Below are 20242 nucleotides of genomic sequence, written 5' to 3'. Positions count from 1 at the left end.
CACCATGCCCCTGCTGCATACCCTGCCTCTTTTACTCGCCATCTTGACCATTTCCCTGCCTGCCGCCACAGCAGCGGACATTCAGAGTTTCACTGTGCAGCGACAGGCACTGGAAGAATATCTGCAGCTGGATGGGATCATAGAGGCGGTACAGCAGAGCACCGTCTCCGCTCAAACCAGTGGACGGGTGACAGCACTGCCTTTCGATGTGGATGACTCCGTACCGGCCGGTGCATTGATCGTCCAACTTGAAGACAGCGAACAGCAGGCCCGTTTGAAGCAGGCTCGGGCGGGCCTCGCCGAGGCGCAAGCAGGGCTGACGGATTCACGCCAGCAGCTCAGTCGTATCCAGTCTCTGCATGACCGTAAACTGGTTGCCAGGCAGGCACTGGATCAGGCGCGCAACCAGTTCAATGCAGCACAGGCACGGCTGGCCCAGGCCGAGGCATCCGTCGACGAGGCGCAGAAGCAACTTGACTACACCCGCATCACCGCGCCCTATGGCGGTATCCTGGTTGAACGTCACGTTGAGTTGGGTGAGAGCGTCAACCCAGGCCAACCATTGCTGACCGGCCTATCGCTTCAGCACCTTCGCGTGGTACTGGACCTGCCGCAGCAGTATGCAGGACTGGCGCGTGAGCAGCGCCGTGCACGGGTCACCCTCCCCAACGGGGAGGAGCTGGAAACCGGCGAAATCACCTTTTACCCCTATGCCGATCCGGCCACTCATACCTTCCGTCTGCGCATGCCGCTAACTGAGCCAGATGGCCAGCTCTATCCCGGCATGCTGGTCAAAGTCAGCGTACCGGTGGAAACCCGCGAGGCACTTTGGATACCCGATGAAGCCCTGTTCCACCGCAGTGAGCTACGCGCCGTTTTCGTACTGGATGAAAACAGCCACCCTCGCCTGCGCCAGATTCGTACCGGGGTCCGCAATGGAAAACTCATAGAAGTACTGGCCGGACTCAAGGCCGGTGAACGCATTGTGACACGACCACAGAGCGTTAACGGCGTCACCGAATCCGATCAGGAGAGCATCCAGTGAGCCAGCCGCTTCCTCCTGTAGGCCCATCCGGCGCCATTGCTCGCGTCTTTCAGGACTCAAAACTCACCCCCTTGCTGACCCTCATATCCATCCTGCTCGGCATTCTGGTGCTGGTGTTTACACCCAAGGAAGAGGAGCCGCAGATCGATGTTACACTGGCCGACATTATTGTTGCGCTGCCCGGCGCCAGTGTTTCCGAAGTGGAAAGCCTGATCGCGACCCCGGCGGAGCAGGTGATGAGTGAAATCGAGGGGGTCAGGCACGTCTACTCCGTCTCCCGCCAGGGGATGGCGGTGATCAGCGTACAGTTCAGGGTCGGTGTCACCCGTCAGGAAGCACTGGTGCGTTTGTATAATCAGGTGTATTCGAACCAGGACTGGCTGCCAGCCGATCTTGGAGCAACACAGCCATTGATCAAGCCACGCAGCATTGACGACGTGCCGATCATGTCGCTGACGCTGTATGACCCGCAGCAACGCTATGCCGGCACCGAGTTGACACGCATGGCGCACATGCTCGAAGTAGCCCTCAAGCGTATCCCCGGCACACGCGATATCTACACCGTGGGCGGCGTGCCGGATCGAGTCGATATCCGCTTCGCCCCTGCCCTGCTGGCCGGCTACGGTCTTACGCTGGACGATATCGCCCTTGCCCTGCAAGCCGCCAACGCCAGTTCACAGGGACTGAGAACCACTCGTGACAGCTTGTCGGTACCGGTACAGGCAGGGCAGCTGCTGGAACAGATTGATGATGTGCGCAACCTGGTCGTAGGTATGCATAAGGGAGCTGCCGTCTTCATGCGCGATATTGCCGAGATCAACCGTGGCGACACCCAGCCCGATCAAAGCGTGATGATCGGCTTCGGTCCCGGAAAGGCCAAAGACCGACCTGGAAAGGTGGGCGAAGTCTACCCGGCTGTCACGCTGGCGATCGCCAAACAACCTGGCGAAAATGCGATCAACATCACTACGGCCATCGAAGAACGGCTTCAATTGTTACGCCAGCGATCTCTGCCGGAAGGCATTGAGCTGGTTATCACCCGAAACTACGGCGAAACCGCCTCTGCCAAGGCAAAGAAGCTGATTTCCGACCTGATTTCGGCCACCGTCTGCGTGGTACTGCTGGTGCTGGCAGCCATGGGCTGGCGTCAGGCGACCATCGTTGGCATCGCGGTACTGGTGACATTACTGCTGACCCTGGTGTTCTCGTGGGCCTGGGGCTTTACCCTGAACCGTGTATCGCTGTTTGCACTGATATTTTCCATCGGCATTCTGGTCGATGACGGCATCGTGATCACCGAAAACATCAACCGCCGTATCCAGAACTCCACCCACAGCATTCGCGATATCATCCCGGTAGCCGTGGATGAGGTAGGCACCCCCACCATTATGGCCAGTTTGACCATCATGGCCGCTCTGCTGCCGATGGCATTCGTTACAGGCCTGATGGGGCCCTACATGAGTCCGATTCCGATCAATGCCTCTGCCGGAATGGTGTTGTCACAGATTGTCGCCTTCGTCGTGGCCCCCTGGCTGGCGATGCGACTGCTGCACCATCGCCAGAGTGAAATCCAGGAGACCGGCAGCTCTGCAGATGGCGTCAGTCCGGTTTCACTGAACGTCTTCCGCTGGGTTTTGGGTCCCTTCCTCTCTGATCACAGCTGGCGCCGCCGCTTGCTCAGTCTCGGTGTGCTCGGCCTGATGCTGGCCTCGATGGCACTGCCGTTCTACCAGTTCGTCATTCTCAAGATGCTGCCGTTCGACAACAAATCCGAGTTGCAGGTGGTGGTCGACATGCCTGAGTCGGCGCCGATGGAAGAAACCCAACGCTTACTGCTGGCATTAAGCACTCATCTGGAAACCTTACCGGAAGTCGCCAACTGGCAGAGTTACACCGGAACTGCCTCGCCGATCAACTTTAATGGTCTGGTTCGCCAGTACTACCTGCGGTCCGATCCCTGGCAGGGTGACCTGCAAATCAATCTGGTGGCTGAAACCGCCCGCGAACAGCAATCCCACGACATTGCTTCCTCGCTACGCGCACCGTTGCAAGCCATTGCAGCGCCCTTCGACGCAGCCGTGAAGATCGTCGAAATTCCACCCGGCCCGCCGGTACTCTCGCCTCTTGTCGCCGAAATCTATGCCGTAGATGAAACGCGCCGCAACGCGCTCGCGCTGCAGGTCGCGCAGCAGATGCAACAGGTAACTGGGCTGGTGGATATCGACACCACACTGGAAGCCCCTGTAGAACAGTGGCAGGTTGTGGTGGATCGTGCCCGGGCTGCTCGTCTGGGAGTGGCTCAGGGGCAAGTGGTGCAGGCGCTGCAAACCGCTGTGGGCGGTATCGCGCTTAGCTATCTGCATGATGAACACGCCAAGTACCCGATACCGATTCGCGTCATTCTCAATGAGGGCGACAAGGCACAAGTCTCGGCACTTCTGTCGCTACAGGTGCGCAACCGTGAAGGACAGTTGATTCCTCTGGCCAGTGTTGCCCGCATCGAACGCTCTGACTGGCCCGGCGCCCGTTACCACAAGGACCTGCTGCCCGTTACCTATGTGACTGCGGATATGGCCGGCGCGATTGACTCACCGTTATACGGGATGTTTGCCATGGCTGACCGGTTGGAGCAGCTCCCGAACGCGCCAGAACAGTTTTTTATCCGCCAGCCTCCCCTGCCGGAAGCAGGCGCACTGAAATGGGACGGCGAGTGGCAAATCACCTATGAAACCTTCAGTGATATGGGCATGGCCTACAGTGTTGGCGTGTTCATGATTTTCCTGCTGCTGGTGGCCCAGTTCCGCTCCTACATGCTTCCGCTGGTAATCATGGCACCGATTCCGCTGACCCTGATCGGCATCTTGCCTGGACATGCTCTCCTCGGCCGCGAATTCACCGCCACCAGTATGATCGGCATGATTGCGCTGGCCGGAATCATCGTGCGCAACTCCATCCTGCTGGTCGTATTCATCCGACAACTGCTGGACGAAGGCACTTCGCTTGAGGAGGCCGTCATACTGTCGGGAGCCGTCAGGATCAAGCCCATTGCACTCACAGCGATCTCAGCAATGGTCGGTGCTTACTTCATTCTGAACGACCCCATTTTCAACGGGCTGGCAATTTCGCTCGTGTTTGGGTTGGCCATGTCCACTCTGCTCACGATTGTAGTGGTGCCACTGCTGTACTTCAGCCTCGCACGGTGTCGCTGGCTATGACGCAACACGCCACTGGACAGGTTTAACCTGCCTACAGGGGGCGTTAATATGGCAGTTTCGCATCAGCAACAAGGAACCGCAGGATGAAGCAGGCATTGGCAATACGACATCTGGCATTTGAAGATCTGGGGTTGCTGGAACCGCTTCTCGTTAAGCAGGGTTACTCCATCCAATATCTGGATGCAGGTGTGGACAGCCTCGACAAACGCCTGCTGGAAGCGGATTTGCTGGTCATTTTGGGAGGCCCGATCAGTGCCAACGACAGCGTCTTCTATCCCTTCTTACAGGATGAGTTAAATCTGCTGAAACAGCGACTGCAGAAACGCCATCCCACGCTGGGCGTCTGTCTCGGTGCTCAACTGATGGCTTTGGCACTGGGCGCCCAAGTGAGCCCGATGCGCTCGAAAGAGATCGGTTACGGCCCCCTGTCCCTGAGTGAAGCGGGTCGAAACAGTCCCTTGGGAGCCCTGCCTGAACCGATCAGCGTTCTGCACTGGCATGGCGAGCAATTCAGCTTGCCCGAAGGAGCCGTCAGTCTCGCGCACACGGAGCTGTGCAACTGCCAGGCATTTTCCCTGGGCCCGTCTGTATTGGGACTTCAGTTCCATCTTGAAGCCGATCCGACACGACTGGAACAGTGGCTCATCGGCCACTGTGGTGAACTTGAACAGAACGGTATTCCCCCCGATAAGATTCGTCAGCAATGTCAGGCCCTGGGCAACCAGGTTGCCCTAGCTGGCACAAGGGTTTTTCAGCAATGGCTGAACACTCTTGAATCCACGCATGAACGATAGGAACCTGAACATGACCAACACAGCACACCTCTATCTTGATGACCTCAAGCCGGGCATGCGATTTACCACGCAGAGTCTCAAAGTCTCGACCGAGCAGATCAAGGAGTTCGCCGACCAGTTCGATCCCCAGCCATTTCATCTGGATGAATCAGCTGCCGAGAAGAGTCTGTTCAGGGGCCTGGCAGCCAGTGGCTGGCATACAGCTTCCTTGACCATGAGGCTGATGGTTACCAGTGGCATCCCTCTCGCCCAGGGCATGATTGGTGCAGGTGTTGAAGTCAACTGGCCGAATCCAACCCGCCCTGGAGATGAACTGCAGGTGGTGATGGAAATACAGGAGGTCATTCCTTCTCGTTCAAAACCGGACCGAGGCATCGTTGTGGTTCGCAACGAAACACTGAACCAGCATGGAGAGGCCGTGCAGGTGATGACCGCCAAGCTGCTCGTTTTTCGACGCCCCGCCTGAATCTGAATCGAATCCGTGGATCTGATATGAAAGCCGTCTTTCTGGATACTCAAAGCCTTGATGACCTTGATCTCTCACCCATCGCCGCCTGTCTGGAGGAGATGGCCTGTTACCCGACCACGGATACTGATCAGGTGCCCGACCGCATTGACGGGTTCGATGTCGTCATCACCAACAAGGTCGTTCTGGATGCAACGACGATTCGCGCAGCCAAGCACCTGAAACTGATCTGTGTCGTTGCCACAGGCGTCAACAATATCGATCTTCAGGCCGCTTCCGACAGAGGCATTGTGGTGTGCAATTCTCAAGGCTATGGCGTGCACTCCGTCGCCCAGCACGTGCTTGGCCTGATACTGGCGCTGCATACCCGACTGCTGGACTATGATCGAGCCGTCAAGAATGGCAGCTGGAACCGCTCCACTCAGTTTTGCCTGCTGGATTTCCCCATTCTGGAGCTTAACGGACGTACCCTGGGCATCATCGGTTATGGTGCTTTGGGTCAGGAGGTCGCCCGCCTGGCGGGTTGTTTCGGCATGAACATCTTGATAGCCGCCAGACCCGGTAGCGTTGACATACCGGCCGACCGTACAGCAATCAACGACTTGCTGGCAAACGCCGATGTTATCAGCCTGCATTGCCCACTGACCGAGCAGACCCGAAACCTGATAGACGAAGATGCTTTTGCCAGAATGAAACCCGGCAGTTTCCTGATCAACGCCGCCCGTGGCGGCATCGTCAACGAAGCCGCGTTAAAGAATGCTCTCTGTTCCGGTCACCTGGCGGGTGCTGCCACCGACGTACTCAGCGAAGAGCCTCCGCGCAACGGCAACCTGTTGCTGGACGCGGCTATTCCGAATCTGATCATCACCCCCCATTCCGCATGGGGCAGCGTTCAGGCACGCACCACCATCATCGAACAGACGGTGGAGAACATTCGTGCTTTTCAGCAGAACCGGCCCGTTAGGCAGGTTAACTAAGCGGCCCCTTATGCCTTTGGTGCCAGCTTTCCAGCCAATCAGGCAGATCGGAGGCCGGCATCGGGCGCGCAATGGCAAAGCCCTGCCCCAACTCACAACCCAGCGCGAGCAGTTCTCGGCAATGCTGCTCGGTTTCAACACCTTCAGCGATCACCTCACGGCGAAATGCCGAAGCCAACTGGATAACACCGTTGAGTATCGCCAGGTCATCCGGGTCTTCCAGCATGTCTCGAACAAAACTGCGATCAATCTTGAGCAACTGTGCCGGCAGGCGCTTCAGATAGGTCAGAGACGAGTAGCCGGTGCCAAAATCATCCAGCGCAAAGCCCACACCCAGTTCCTCGCAGCGGTTAATAATCATGGAAACCTGGTCCACGTCTTCCAGTGCAGTGGTTTCGAGGATTTCCAGCTCCAAATCCCCGGGCTGTATCTTGGGGCGACGTTCCAGCATGTGGGCAAGATCCTGCACAAAGCTGGGCTGCTGCAGATGGATCGCATCTATGTTGACGCTAACCGGTACAGCCATTCCCTGTGACTTCCAGGCAAGCACTTGGTCCAGGGCGGTTTCCACGACCCAATTACCCACATCAACGGCCAGAAGCTGGTTCTCGATTACCGGCAAGAACGCAGCGGGCATCAGTAGCCCCCGTTCTGGATGCTGCCAGCGTATCAATGCTTCACACCCCACCAGCTCACCGGTGCGCATGTTGACCTTGGGCTGATAGTGCAACACTAACTCATTTTGCTGCAGGGCTGCCTGAACCCGTGCCAGGCTGTCGTGCTGAGTTCTCAATGCCCGGTCACGTTCCACATCGAAGAGGTGGTAACGATTCTTGCCGGCCTGCTTCGATTGATACATCGCCTGATCAGCCTGACGCAGCAGTTGGTCCGCATCCAGGCTATCGTGCTGCGGATAGAAAGATACTCCGATACTGGCAGAGACTTTCAATTCAAGCCCGTCGATACGCACAGGTTCAGCCACGGTTTCCAACAAGCGGCGAATGACGGGAAGACTGGACTCGTTCTGCTCCAGATCGACCAATACCGCCACAAACTCGTCCCCACCAAGGCGGGCCAGGGTATCCTCCTGACGGATCAATTGCTTCATGCGCTGCGCCACTTTAACCAGCAATTTGTCACCTACCGCGTGACTGAAAGAATCATTGATCGCTTTGAAACCATCAAGATCGATAAACAGTATCGCGATATTGCTGTGATGCCGCTGAGACATCACCATTGCCTGCTGCAATCGGTCTGCCAGCAGCGTTCGGTTTGGCAATCCTGTCAGGCCATCAAAATGCGCGATGCGCTCCAGCTGTCGCTGATGCTGTTTCAGGGTCGTGATGTCCGACATCAGGGACACGTAGCCCTGCAGCCGGTCCTTGTTGTCAAAGAAGGCGTTGATCTTTTGCAGCACAGCATATCGCTCACCCTCACGATCCCGGTTCCAGACCTCGCCTTTCCAGTGGCCAAAATGTCTCAGGTGCTCCCAAAGCCTCTCGCGATACCCCGGTTCAGCCTGTTGCTCATTCATGAAGATGGGGTCCAGCCCGAACACTTCCTCAAGTGTATAGCCCGTTGTATATGTGAAAGCCTTGTTTACCGAGATGATGCGGCCATCCGCATCCGTAATGATGATGCTTTCGTCCGTGTTATCGAATACGCTGGCCGAAAGACGAAGCTGACCTTCAACCTGTTGTCGTTGACGAATATTGGTCAGCAGGCCGGCAAACAGGGACAGCAGATCCACGGTTTGTGAGGTGAACAGGTTGGTCTGTCGCTGAGAAGCCACCCCCACAAACCCAAGGCACTCCCCGTGACTCATCAACGGCAGGTCTACCAGGCACTGAATTTTGCGGCGTCTCAAAATATCGGCGACAAACTTCTCCTGCAGGTTTTCAGTATCCTCGACGATAATCGGCAGGCCCTGCCGGTGCTTCTCGATCCATCCCGGGAACTGATCCAGGGGTAACTCTTGCAGCACTCCCTGTTCAGGCAACATCCCTTCGACACACCATTCATGCGACATGGATGCGGTTCCTGCCGCCAAGTCATAGCTGAACAGATAACAACTGTCCGCACCGATGAACTCACCTATCTCATGCAATGCATCCTGAATGGCGCTATCGACCTTTGGCAGGCTGAGGTTGATGAAGCGGTTGGAAAATTTGAGCATGATTTCGCGGTAGGCATCGATCATTTCGATACGTTTTTCCGCGGCACTCCGCTGCATCTCGGCACTGACGCTCTCAACGAAAACGTTCAGCAAACCACGCGCCAGCTCTTGCTGTTGCAGCGCGTTACACCCCATACCCACCAGAATGCCCATCGGTTGTTGCTGTTTATCCAGCAAAGAGCTGCCGATATACGACTCAATGCCCATATCGGCCAGCAGTTTGTCATCGGGATACGCACAGGCAACACCCTCTGGATGGACAGAATGAAACGCTTCCAACACATTGCTGCATGGAGTGCCCTGCAGTGCGTACCGGAAGGGCTGTAGCCTCCCGCTGGCGGAACAACCCGTAATAACGTTGACAGCCTCATTACCGTTACAGAGCTGACCAACAAACACGTAATCCAGTGCCAGAGCATCCAGCAGGTGCTGACATACGGCCCGGTAAAAGTCTTCTCCGGATAAGAGCGCATACTCGTTCGCCAAAGCCGTCAATGCAGCCTGAACCACATGCTGTTCGGTAACGTCCTGTACGATGCCGACCGTTATCGAATCATCACCCTTTTCGGGAGAGCGGCTCTCGACTCTCACTCTCACATGCTTGATACGACCATCCGGCATCAGCAGCCTGTGTTCAAGTTCATAGGGAACCTGCCTGGCAATCGCCTCGCGATAGCGTTCACGCACGACGTCCAGATCGTCAGGATGGATTGTCTTCATAATGCTTTCGTATGAAAACTTCTCGCGGCCGTCTTGCATCTCCAGCATTTGACACATTTCCGGCGAGCACGAAATCAAACCGGTTGATTGATCCAGTTGCCAACTGCCAAGCCTTGCAATCCGCTGGGCCTCTTCGAGCTGAAAGCGGCTCTCTTGCAAGGCCTTATTGGTTGCTTTTCTCTGTTTTTCCAGTTCACGACGCTGATTAATGTTAATGACCAGAAACGTAATCACCAGTGCCTGGGCGAGGGTCGCCCCTATCAGTGTCCAGAGCTGCCAACGACGCCCGCTTTCAATCTGGCTGACCTGTGCATCCACCATTTCTTCCAGGGTTTGCTGGTAGTGCCAAAGGTCCGCGGCCTGGTGTCGCCCCGGGGTAATGTCACTGATGATCGAATAGAGCAGAGACTTACCTTCAAAACGATACGGTCGTGAATACACTTCTACAGTGCGGATTTCACCATCTGCCAAGCGATGCCTGAAAATGAAGAAGTTGCGTCCTTCCGACTCGGCCATGGCACGCTCGGCAGCAACCTGCTCAGCAGTGAAGGTGTTGATCTGCTGGATGCGCATCCCCGTGAGCTGCTCAACCGGGTAGCCATAAAAGTTCGCGGCCGCGTCATTGACCTTAACGATCTCGCCGCTGGCGGGCTCAATCAGTAACATTGGAAGGTCTGAATCGCTGAAGACCTGAGCAAAACTCGGCCCTCTGGCAGTCTCGATGTCGGCCTCTGCAGTGATGGGTTGGACCAGTACGAACAACTGCAGAACCAGCACCCAAAGCCGGGAAAACTGAAGGGGGGAAGAACGTTCGGAGTACATCAATCCGCAAAGCTCCGACAGCAAATTTAGTATGTGCTACACGCTACCGAATAACCGCTGGCTGAACAAGGAACATTGAGCGTCGCAACTTATATACAGGTCCGGAGTTGATCGATGTCACAGCCTTATGGCTGACCGAATACGCTCAACAAGTTCCATTATTGGCAGAAAGAAGGTTATCCCGTCGGCTAACAGCGGACGGGATAATATGCTGAGGCAGGATCAGGCGTAATCAGGATGCCATATGCTTCTCGACCTGATCAACAATATGCGCCCCAATTGGAATAGCCGAGGTGGCCGCAGGTGACGGTGCGTTGCATACCACCAGTGCACGCCGAGTATTGACGAACAGAAAATCATCGACCAGTGAGCCATCTTTCGCCACAGCCTGGGCCCTTACCCCGGCCGGATAAGGTTTGAGGTCTGCCAGCGTCAACTGAGGGCAGTACTTGCGCACCTGCTCCAGATAGCCGCGACGGAACAGGCTGTTTTTCATTTCCATCAAGCCCGGCTTCAGATTGCGCGCCAGCATTTTCAAGAGCCCCGGATATGTCAGCATCTCCGCCATATCCCTGAGGCTGAAGTCGGTCTTGCGATATCCCTCACGCTTGAACGCCAGTACGGCATTGGGCCCGACGGTTACCGTACCATCAATCATTCGGGTCAGGTGAACACCCAGAAATGGCAGATCCGGATCCGGTATCGGATAGATCAGATGGTTTACGATCCGGTTATGCTCCGGCGGCAACAGGAAGTACTCCCCCCGAAAGGGAATAATCTTGAAATCGGGAACCTGCCCCAGCATTCGCACGACACGGTCTGACATCAGGCCGGCACAGGACACCAGATAGTTACCCGAGAAAAGTTCGAGTTCAGTTTCTACCTCAATGCCATCCGCGTGTTCACGGATACCGCGTACCTCCGTGTTGTAGCGCACCACACCACCATCGGCCTCCACCAGCTCAGCCATTTTCTCGCAGATTCGGGTATAGCTGACGATACCGGTAGAGGGCACGAAAATGGCGCCCACACCACTTATATTGGGTTCGCGTGCCTTGAGTTGCTCGGCATCCAGCACTTCGATCGGGAGTTCATTCTCGGCGCAGCGACCAATCAGCCCCTGCATCCGCTCCAGTTCCAATTCGTTGGTCGCAACCAGCAGCTTGCCGCATTCATCAAAGGGAATGTCATATTCACGACAAAACGCTTTGGTGGCTGCATTACCTTCCTTGCAGAACTTTGCCTTGAGACTGCCCGGTTTGTAGTACACCCCGGCGTGAATCACACCGGAGTTATGGCCGGTCTGATGTTGCGCCGGGCTACTTTCTTTCTCCAGCACCAGAACCCGTTTACCGGGAAAACGCTGCTGCAACTGACGGGCGGTGGAGAGCCCCAAAATGCCGCCACCAATCACGATAAAATCAAATTCACTCTGCATCGGGTTATCCATTCAAACAGCTTCAGCAGGCGCCAAACGACGGCTGTAAACAAACAGGGCAATAAAGGCCACAGCGGCAATCAAGTCATAGGTTAAATGCCCATGCGGGTACAGCAGTCCCAGGGCACACAGACCGCTAAACAATCGAAGTACGATATTCAGCGGCCCTTCCAGATGCCCTTCCATGAAGCCAACGAAGGCATAGAGACCCAGAATGCCGAAGAAGAAAACGGTCAACACCTCTTCAATACTGCCCCCGATAAAGCCGGTATAAGCGAACAACAAGGGTACGATGTAGAGGCCCTTGGCGATCTTCCAGGCGGTGAAACCGGTCATCATGGGCGGCGTGCGTGCGATGGCAGCGGCCGCGAAAGCCGTCAGGCAAACCGGAGGTGTCACGTTGGAGTCCTGTGACAACCAGAAAATGATCATATGGGCAGCCAACAGGATCATGGCCAGCTTTTCGGCATCGATGGCCATATCCAGCAACTGTCCCTTGAAGTCTGCCGGCACCTGTTCAAGCAGACCCGTTGCCTGAGCTTCGCTCATCGGCGCCGCCAGCGCGGTCAGGCTATTCGGGTCGACCAGCATGAAGATGGCACGTGCCGTTTCGGGCAGGTTACCGTTTACCATCAACTCGATCAGCTCACGCTCTGCCATCAGACTGTACAGAGCCGGTGCCGACAGAGTCGCCAGTACGATATAGGCGGCGGTGACCGGCAGTCCCATGCCCAACACCAGCGATGCAAGCGCAACCAGCACCAGAGTGATGAACAGACTGCCACCGGCCCAGTCGGTCACCATCAATGAGAAGGTGTTACCGATACCGGTCATGGCCACCACGTTGACAACCAGTCCCACTGCCACCAGCAGCATGGCGGTCGTCGCCATGTTTTTGGAACCCTGCGCCAGAGCATCCAGAATATCGCGCAACCCCATCTTGTTGGGTGACAGCCAGGAAGCCAGCACGACAGAAATAATCGAGATCCCCGCTGCGTAGGTCGGCGTGAAACCATAGATCAGCAATCCGACAAGCACAGCCAGAGGCAGCAGACAGTGCCAGCCCTCTTTCAGCACCTCCTTGACCGGACGAGTGTGCATCTCTACCGCATGCGCGTGGCTGCGACGGGCCTCAACCCGCACGTAAAAGCCTACAGACAGGAAGTACAGCAATGCGGGCAATGCCGCAATGGCAATAATTTCGACATAAGGAATCTGAGTATAGGACGCCATGATAAATGCACCGGCCCCCATGACCGGCGGCATTAGCTGACCACCGGTAGACGCAGCTGCCTCAACACCCGCCGCAAAACGCGCCGGGAAACCTGCCTTCTGCATCAGCGGAATGGTGATCACACCAGTAGAAACGGTATTGGCGACAGAAGAGCCGGATACTGAGCCCATCAGGCCTGAACCCAAAACGGCCACGAAGCCGGGACCGCCAATCATGCGCCCTGCGGCGCAACGGGAAAGCTCGATAATGAAATCACCGGCACCCGATTTGACCAGAAAGGCACCGAACAGGATAAACATGAACACATAGGTCCAGGAGATACGGGCAATGGAGCCGAACATTCCCTCGGACGAGAAATAACTGCGATAAAGCACGGTCTCCAGGCTCAAGCCCGGAAAGTTGAACATGCCTTCAATGTATTGTCCCCACCAGAACACATAGGTCAGCGAGAACACAATCAGTGACGGGATAAACCAGCCCGTCGTCCGGCGGGTCATCTCCAATGCGACCAGAATTGCAGCAACCGCCACAACCCAGTCTGTCGCGTTGAAGTGAACGCCACGCGCGTAGAGCGCATCTTCAAACAGGATCAGATAGGCGGTCGTCCCCAGGGCAACCAACCCGATAACCACATCCACCGCGATCGTCCAGCGGGCATTACCATGCTTCTTGGACAGGGGCACCATCAGTGCACAGATCAGGGCGAAGCCGGAGAAATGGATTGCAGACACCCAAAGTTCTGACAGGGTACCCAAGGTATTGAAATAGATATGTGCAAGCGCGAAGAGTACGCCGGCCCAGTAGATGAAACGGCCGGTTCCGCCCTTCTCGTCTCGCTGGGTCAACTCCATCGCCTTCAATTTCTCGGCGGTCTGTTGATCGGTTTCATTGGAAGCAGACATCACTTCATTCCTGATTACGTGAGTGAAAACGGATGCGATCGGCCAAAAATGGCCGATCGCGGCTGGAACACTTATTCAGCGACCAGATGATCCGGAATGGTGATACCCATTTCACGGTAGTAGCGAGCAGCACCCGGGTGCAGCGGCACCGGCAGGCCTTCAATCGCTTTTTCCAGCGCCATGGCCTTGGTGGCCTTATGGATGCTGTTCAGGAATGGCAGGTTTTCGTAGATGGTTTTGGTCAGCAGGTAAACGTCTTCTTCGCTGATATCGTCACGCACGGCAAGGAAGTTCGGCTGCGCCATGGTGTTGATTTCACGGGTCTGACCCGGGTAGGTGTTAGCCGGGATCACGTAACGGGTCCACAGCTTGTAGCTGCCATTGGCCTGAGCCATCTGCTCGTCGGTAAAGTCCAGAACGCGGATATCGTCACCCATGGCAGCATAGGCACGCGTGATGGCCGATGCAGGAACGCCTGCCGGGATGTTCATGCCATCAATGGTGCCGTTCTGCAGCGCATCGGCGGAAGGACCGTAACCCATGTGAGCCAGATCAAACTTGTCGGCCTCAATGCCCAGGTTACCCAGGATGGTGCGGCCAGAGCCTTCGGTGCCGGAGTTCTTCTTGCCGATGGAGAATTTTTCCCCTTCCAGCGCCTTGAGGTCACTGATGGTACCGGTCTGGGCATACTTGCCGCGCACCACGAAATGCTCAACGTTTTGCCACAGCATGCTGACTGAGCGCAGGTTCTGCTGCTTGCCGGAGGCGGCCATGGCACCTTCACCGGCCCATGCCCAGGCGCCATAGAGCCCCTGCAGAATGGCAAACTGGGCTTCGTTTTCACGCAGCAACTTGATGTTCTCACCGGAGCCAGCAGAGTTGATGGCCGACATGGAGATGCCCTGAGTCGGCTCCAGCTTCACCTTGGTCAGGGTCGCCAGCGCCACACCCACCGGATAGTAGGTGCCACCTGTAGAAGCGGTGGCAAGAATGTAGGAACGGGTGTCGGCAGCCTGCACCAGTGCGCTGGTAGTCGCCAGGGTACCCAGGGTGAGGGTCAGCCCCATGGCCTTGATCAGCGTACGCTTGCTTTTATTCATGGTGTTTTCCTTATACCTGTTGTCATTTCTGGTTGTTGTAGTGACCTAACAGGTATAGCAGAAAACGGGCCAACTCCCCGAAAACACATAACCACTTGTTTTTATTGAATATTACTCAAATAAACAAGCTCCGATAAGCAATTTTTGGCCTATCCAGCTCATTTACGATAAGCAAAAATCCGCCTATTGAGGGGTGAAGTCACATCGATTGAGACCATAACGCTGCATTTTTTGATTCAACGTCCGCCTTGGCAGATCGAGCGCCTCCATGACAGCCTTTATATTGCCCTGATGCTGCTCGAGCGCATCACGAATCAAGCGCGCTTCATATTCAGCCACCTGAACCGCAAGCGGCAGCGACTGACGATTCATCACCGGTTGACTCTGCAATGCCTGTGGCCGCGACAGCAGTTCTACAAGGCTGGCACGATGATCAATGGCATAACGGATGGCGACGTTCTTCAGCTCACGCACATTGCCGGGCCAGGCATAGGACTGAAGCGCATCCAGATCGTGATCGGAAAGTGAACGCTCCTCACGATCATGATCCAGGGCGCCACGGCGAACATAGTGAGCAAACAGCAGTGGCACATCCTCGATGCGCTCGCGCAACGGCGGAATGTGCAGTTCGGACACGCTGAGTCGGTAAAACAGGTCCTCGCGAAAGTTGGGATCTTCACGCAAATCCACCTTGGCCGCAGCCAGCACACGCAGATCAACCGGAATCGGGGTATTGGCGCCCAGGCGCTCGATCACATGCTCCTGCAGTGCACGCAGCATTTTGATCTGCAAGTGCAATGGCATACTCTCGATCTCATCCAGAAACAATGTGCCGCCGCTGGCATATTCGAACTTGCCGACTCGTCGCTTGGCCGCATGGGTGAAAGCGCCTGCTTCATGACCGAACAGCTCACTCTCGATCAGATTTTCTGGAATGGCACCACAGTTGATCGGCACGAAGGCTTTTTTAGCCCGCTTGCTGTAGTCGTGCAGACACTGGGCCACCAGCTCCTTGCCGGTTCCGGTCTCGCCATAAATGATGACGTTGGTATCCAGCTCGGCCAGTGACAAAATTTCCCTGCGCAGACGCTGTATGGCCGGCGAAATCCCGATCAAACGTCCATCAAGACCGCTCTGGGTAGCGAGATTCTGCTGCAGCCGCAGGTTCTCCAACGTCAATCGGCGTTTTTCACAGGCACGGCGGATCCGCTCGACCAGACGATCGGGCACATAGGGTTTTTCGATGAAGTCATAGGCACCATCACGCATGGCAGCCGTTGCCATGTCCACATCTCCGTGCGCCGTGAGCAGGATCACCGGCATGTCAGGGGCCTTTTTCAATGTTTCCTGCATCAACTGGATGCCATCCATGCCGGGCATGCGTACATCGGTCAACAGAATGCCTTCACAATAGGGGTCAATCTGCTCAAGCGCCGCCTCCGCACGGCTGTACGTGCGTACCTCGAAGCCTGACAGGTCCAGCCACTGCGCAGTGGCTTCACGCACCATGGCTTCATCATCGACCAGCAGCACCAGTCCTTCTGTACTCATGACACCTTCACCTCGTTACTCTCTTTTTCGACCGCTCTATAGAGTGGCATGCTGACCCGGAAACAGGCGCCCACCTTCCGGTCTTCCACATGAATGTCGCCGCCCAGATCACGCAGAATACTGCTGACAATTGCCAGCCCCAATCCCAGCCCCTGCCCTACGCCCTTGGTGGTAAAAAAGGGCTCGAACAGCTGGCTGCGAATTTCGGCATCGATACCCGGGCCATTGTCGCGCACCTCAAACAGCAGTGACTGCTCCCCAACTTCGACCAGTTGCAACCAGAGTTCGTGAGCACCTGTCTGCTCTGCCATCGCATCACAGGCATTCTTGATCAGGTTGATCAAAACCTGCTCGTAACGGGCATTGTCACCGGCGATCAAAAGATCGCCCGGAGGAGGATCGTAATGCAACGCCAGCGAGAGCTCTTCAAAACGTCCCCTGAACATCTGCAGCACCTGCGCAGTGACCTGTTGCAACGACACCGGCTCAATCCGTTCGGGCTTGCGATAGGCAAAGGTCTTCAACTGACCGGTGATCAATGCCATACGATCAAGCAACTGCTCCTGCAATTTCAGATTTTTGCCCAGCGCTTCGGGCTGCTCCAGCAAACGACCCGCAATGGCCAGGTAGGTGCGCATGGCCGTCATCGGCTGATTCAACTCATGTACAACGGAAGCTGACATGCGCCCCAACGCGGCCAGCTTGCCCGCCTGCACCAGCTCAGCCTGAGCCGCCTCCAGAGCCTGGGTACGTGCAATGACCTTCTGCTCAAGTGATTCATTGGCTTCGCGCAGCGCCTGTTCCAGCCGTTTGCGCCGACTGATATCGATGACCGTCACCAGATACCCAAGCTCAGGATGATGCGCCATCTGCCGGATGGAGATCATCATCGGAAAGGCACTGCCATCACCGCGCTGCCCCACCACCTCAAGACCGGTTAACGGACGAAAACGATCCGTCCCCATGGCCTCAAGTGTCTGCTTTAATGGCATGGCACTGAAGCCATCGCCCAGCAGCTTGAGTACAGGCTGATTTCTTACGCGCTCCACCGACACACCGAAAATCTGCATCGCCATCGGGTTGATGAGCTGAACCCGGCCACGCTGATCGATATGGATCAGGCCTACCTGTGCCGTATTGATGATATCGCGCTGTTGCTCTTCACTGCGGGCACGCTCACGCATCCGTTCCAGTTGCAAACGGCGTTTCTGTCTCGACTCTCTCAGGTACAGCAACAACAGCCCGAGGGCAACGCCACCGCCCAGCAAACTACCTACGACCACCCGGGAACGGTACTGGGCAGGCCGGATGTCGGTTAGCACCGAGACCGTCCAGCCCAGATCATCCAGTTTCACGGATTGCAGCAGGGACAGCTCACCATCGTGTTTGACCAGCTGCAGCACCGTGCCGTTACCCAGCGTCAGCGGCACGGCCTGAGACAGCGGCCAGGGCGCATCGGCCTCGAACACCAGCTGATCATTGGCCGACCTTACGATCAGCGGATACTCAATCGCCAACTGCTCACGCAGTTGGGACATATCCAGTCGCATGACCGCCACCCCCGCCAGTCGGTCGGTATAAACCGGCGCCGACATGTAAAGCCGCGCCTGCTCAGGCCCATCATGAAACTGCAGTTCCAGCCCCTGCTCTCCCGCAATCGCCTGTTTGAAATATTGCTGTGTACGCTGCGACTGGAGCGGAAACGCCTGCTCCTCACGCCAGTTGCTGAACGCCAGCGGTCGGCCATCCGCATCCAGCACAAACAGCGCCGTCGAACCGGCTACCAGGTTGATCTGCTCCAGCACTCGGTTTACGGTCGCCTGATGGGTGTCCTCCGACTGGAGCAAGCGATGGACATCGGTATTCTGCGCAATCAGGAAGGGCAGATAGTTGTACTGATCCAGCGCCAGACGCATTTGACTGACACTGGCCAGCAGCCGGTCGGCCCCCTGCACCTGCAATCGCGCCAACGCCCAGTCGCGCGAAAGACTGCCGGCAAACCAGGCCAAGGCACACACCAGCATGATATAGAGCAGTGCGATCACACTGATCGGATAACGCTTTCTGGACGACATTTCAGGGGACATGGACAAGCCTCCTTGGGCTCAACCTCAGTCAGCGGACAGGACGGGGGCTCTACCAGAGGTAACCTGCTCATTCCACGCCTGAGGCGCCACCATTTCACCCACTTCATCAAATTCAGGATAGGCAAGACGGCGACGACGACAGAACTCGGCCACCTTGGGGTGACGCGATTCGAACATCTTGCGTGCAATCCACTCTGCCGGCATACGGGGTTTGTCATACAAGCCGGCTTTCAGGCGCTGATCGATTGCCTCGGCCAGTATAATACCGGCAGCCGTGGATACATTGAGCGAGCTGACCACCCCCTGCATCGGGATGATAATGTGCCTGTCGGCCAGCTCTGCCGCCCGGGGACTGATTCCCTCTTTTTCAGCCCCCATGATGATCGCGCAAGGGCGTGTGTAGTCGACTTCACGATAAGGAATAGCCTCATCGGAAAAATGAGCGGCGTAGATCATCATGCCTTTATCTCGGGCCGCCGTGATGGCGGCTTCAAGGGTATCGTGCAGGGCCGTGTCGACCCACCGGTCCGAACCCAACGCCGTGCCACGGTAGTTGTGATATCCCTCACGGGGTCGAACAACCTGCACCTCTGCTATACCGGCTGCATCGCAGTTACGGATCAGGGCAGAGATGTTGCGAGGCTTGTGTACCTGTTCGGCGATCAGGGTCAGATCGGGCTGACGGCGCTGCAGAATCGACAGTAACTTCTGTTCACGTTCAGGGGTCATCGTCTCTCTCCATTCAGGCGGGCAGACCTTACCACAAAAGCGCATATTTTTTTCAGCAGCCACGCAGGCTATGCCATAATGGCGACCCTTGTCTCACCAGTGAATGTATGGAAACCATGACCGCCAATACCATCATCGCCTATCAGGGCCATCAGGGCGCCTATTCACACCTTGCCTGCCGCCGGGTTTACCCCGAGTTTACGCCCAAGGCGTGTGAGTCTTTTGTGGAAGCGATGTTTATGGTCGAGCGTGGCGAGGCCAACCTGGCGATGATTCCGCTGGAGAACTCTACCGCCGGCCGCGTGGAAGAGATCTACCGATTGATGCCCAAAACCCGCCTGCATGTTATCGGTGAGCACTTCGAACCGGTAAACCACTGCCTGCTGGCATTGCCGGGCACACGACTGGAAGACATCAAGACCGCCTCGTCACATCCGCAGGCCTTGGCACAGTGTGCCGAAAATCTGCGCATGCTGGGTATTGAGCCCATTGCCGCACTGGATACCGCCGGCTCTGCGGCCGAACTGGCCGAACAGCAACAGCCCGGACATGCCGCCATTGCCTCCAGCCTGGCAGCCGAGCTGTATGGCCTGGAGATTCTGAAGGAAAACTTTCAGGACAAGACCGGCAACACCACCCGCTTCATGATCCTGTCCCGCGATCAGATGATTCCGGCACTGGACCCTGAGGTACGCTACATCACTTCGCTGATGTTCCGTGTGCGCAACATGCCGGCCGCGCTTTACAAGGCCCTGGGCGGCTTCGCCACCAACGGCGTCAACATGGTCAAACTGGAGAGCTACATGGCGTCTGAAACCATGACGGTATCCAGTTTCCATCTGGATGTAGAGGGTCACCCGCATGAGCAGGCGATGAAGTTCGCCATGCAGGAACTGAACTTCTTTGCCGAAGAGGTGCGCGTGATCGGAACCTACGAAGCACACCCCTTCCGCTTCAGCCGCCTTAATCTGGAACTCTGAGCGCCC

At 56.5% G+C, this 20242-nt stretch carries 13 protein-coding genes; 6 read left to right on the top strand and 7 right to left on the bottom strand.

Features of this window, described 5'->3' with window-relative positions; genetic code table 11:
* Positions 1-4 precede the first annotated feature (4 nt).
* The 5 genes from LN244_RS06265 (at position 5) to LN244_RS06245 (ending at position 6497) form a co-directional block, all read left to right on the top strand.
* Positions 5-1045 (top strand): efflux RND transporter periplasmic adaptor subunit, encoded by a 1041-nt coding sequence (locus LN244_RS06265; protein ID WP_239041990.1) that lies wholly within the window; start codon positions 5-7, stop codon positions 1043-1045.
* Positions 1042-4260, top strand: a complete 3219-nt coding sequence (locus LN244_RS06260) for an efflux RND transporter permease subunit (RefSeq protein WP_239041989.1) — start codon at positions 1042-1044, stop codon at positions 4258-4260. Before LN244_RS06265 ends, LN244_RS06260 begins: the two co-directional genes overlap by 4 nt.
* A gap of 83 nt (positions 4261-4343) precedes the next feature.
* On the top strand, positions 4344-5054 hold the full coding sequence (locus LN244_RS06255) for a glutamine amidotransferase (protein WP_239041988.1): 711 nt from the start codon (positions 4344-4346) through the stop codon (positions 5052-5054).
* Positions 5055-5064: 10 nt separating this feature from the next.
* Positions 5065-5520, top strand: a complete 456-nt coding sequence (locus LN244_RS06250; RefSeq protein ID WP_239041987.1) for a MaoC family dehydratase — start codon at positions 5065-5067, stop codon at positions 5518-5520.
* A gap of 26 nt (positions 5521-5546) precedes the next feature.
* Complete coding sequence (locus tag LN244_RS06245; RefSeq protein ID WP_239041986.1) at positions 5547-6497, top strand: 2-hydroxyacid dehydrogenase; 951 nt, start codon at positions 5547-5549, stop codon at positions 6495-6497.
* On the opposite strand, the gene LN244_RS06240 is transcribed toward LN244_RS06245, so the two are convergent.
* The 7 genes from LN244_RS06240 to trmH form a co-directional block, all read right to left on the bottom strand.
* Positions 6490-10215: a sensor domain-containing protein gene (locus LN244_RS06240; RefSeq protein ID WP_239041985.1), complete on the bottom strand. Its 3726-nt coding sequence runs from the start codon at positions 10213-10215 to the stop codon at positions 6490-6492. The two genes, LN244_RS06245 and LN244_RS06240, sit on opposite strands and share 8 nt — an antisense overlap.
* Positions 10216-10447: 232 nt before the next feature.
* The gene (gene lhgO, locus LN244_RS06235; RefSeq protein WP_239041984.1) at positions 10448-11653 is read right to left on the bottom strand and encodes an L-2-hydroxyglutarate oxidase; all 1206 of its coding nucleotides are present in this window, start codon (positions 11651-11653) and stop codon (positions 10448-10450) included.
* A 12-nt stretch (positions 11654-11665) separates the two neighbouring features.
* Positions 11666-13789: a TRAP transporter permease gene (locus LN244_RS06230; RefSeq protein ID WP_239041983.1), complete on the bottom strand. Its 2124-nt coding sequence runs from the start codon at positions 13787-13789 to the stop codon at positions 11666-11668.
* Positions 13790-13860: 71 nt separating this feature from the next.
* Positions 13861-14889 carry a TAXI family TRAP transporter solute-binding subunit gene (locus LN244_RS06225; RefSeq protein WP_239041982.1) on the bottom strand — a complete coding sequence of 343 codons (1029 nt, stop codon included), beginning with the start codon at positions 14887-14889 and terminating at the stop codon, positions 13861-13863.
* A 183-nt stretch (positions 14890-15072) separates the two neighbouring features.
* Positions 15073-16440 carry a sigma-54-dependent transcriptional regulator gene (locus LN244_RS06220; protein ID WP_239041981.1) on the bottom strand — a complete coding sequence of 456 codons (1368 nt, stop codon included), beginning with the start codon at positions 16438-16440 and terminating at the stop codon, positions 15073-15075.
* A complete protein-coding gene (locus LN244_RS06215; protein WP_239041980.1) occupies positions 16437-18527 on the bottom strand; it encodes a sensor histidine kinase in 2091 nt (696 codons plus the stop codon). The genes LN244_RS06220 and LN244_RS06215 overlap by 4 nt, the downstream gene beginning before the upstream one ends.
* A gap of 24 nt (positions 18528-18551) precedes the next feature.
* Entirely contained in the window at positions 18552-19256 is a 705-nt protein-coding gene (gene trmH / locus LN244_RS06210; RefSeq protein WP_239041979.1) for a tRNA (guanosine(18)-2'-O)-methyltransferase TrmH, read from the bottom strand.
* Between the two features lie 116 nt (positions 19257-19372).
* Between trmH and LN244_RS06205 the strand changes: the two genes are divergently transcribed.
* On the top strand, positions 19373-20236 hold the full coding sequence (locus tag LN244_RS06205; RefSeq protein ID WP_239042373.1) for a prephenate dehydratase: 864 nt from the start codon (positions 19373-19375) through the stop codon (positions 20234-20236).
* Positions 20237-20242: the final 6 nt, after the last annotated feature.

The organism is Marinobacterium sediminicola, from assembly GCF_022343685.1.
GTDB lineage: Bacteria > Pseudomonadota > Gammaproteobacteria > Pseudomonadales > Balneatricaceae > Marinobacterium > Marinobacterium sediminicola.
The sequence above is the reverse complement of the archived record's forward strand: the minus strand, read 5'-3'. Positions and strand labels throughout refer to the sequence as shown.

Coding starts and splice junctions, on each gene's coding strand:
- LN244_RS06265 (WP_239041990.1), top strand. CDS start 5: ATGCCCCTGCTGCATACCCTGCCTCTTTTACTCGCCATCTTGACCATT.
- LN244_RS06255 (WP_239041988.1), top strand. CDS start 4,344: ATGAAGCAGGCATTGGCAATACGACATCTGGCATTTGAAGATCTGGGG.
- LN244_RS06250 (WP_239041987.1), top strand. CDS start 5,065: ATGACCAACACAGCACACCTCTATCTTGATGACCTCAAGCCGGGCATG.
- LN244_RS06245 (WP_239041986.1), top strand. CDS start 5,547: ATGAAAGCCGTCTTTCTGGATACTCAAAGCCTTGATGACCTTGATCTC.
- LN244_RS06240 (WP_239041985.1), bottom strand. CDS start 10,215: ATGTACTCCGAACGTTCTTCCCCCCTTCAGTTTTCCCGGCTTTGGGTG.
- lhgO (WP_239041984.1), bottom strand. CDS start 11,653: ATGCAGAGTGAATTTGATTTTATCGTGATTGGTGGCGGCATTTTGGGG.
- LN244_RS06230 (WP_239041983.1), bottom strand. CDS start 13,789: ATGTCTGCTTCCAATGAAACCGATCAACAGACCGCCGAGAAATTGAAG.
- LN244_RS06225 (WP_239041982.1), bottom strand. CDS start 14,889: ATGAATAAAAGCAAGCGTACGCTGATCAAGGCCATGGGGCTGACCCTC.
- LN244_RS06220 (WP_239041981.1), bottom strand. CDS start 16,440: ATGAGTACAGAAGGACTGGTGCTGCTGGTCGATGATGAAGCCATGGTG.
- LN244_RS06215 (WP_239041980.1), bottom strand. CDS start 18,527: ATGTCCCCTGAAATGTCGTCCAGAAAGCGTTATCCGATCAGTGTGATC.
- trmH (WP_239041979.1), bottom strand. CDS start 19,256: ATGACCCCTGAACGTGAACAGAAGTTACTGTCGATTCTGCAGCGCCGT.
- LN244_RS06205 (WP_239042373.1), top strand. CDS start 19,373: ATGACCGCCAATACCATCATCGCCTATCAGGGCCATCAGGGCGCCTAT.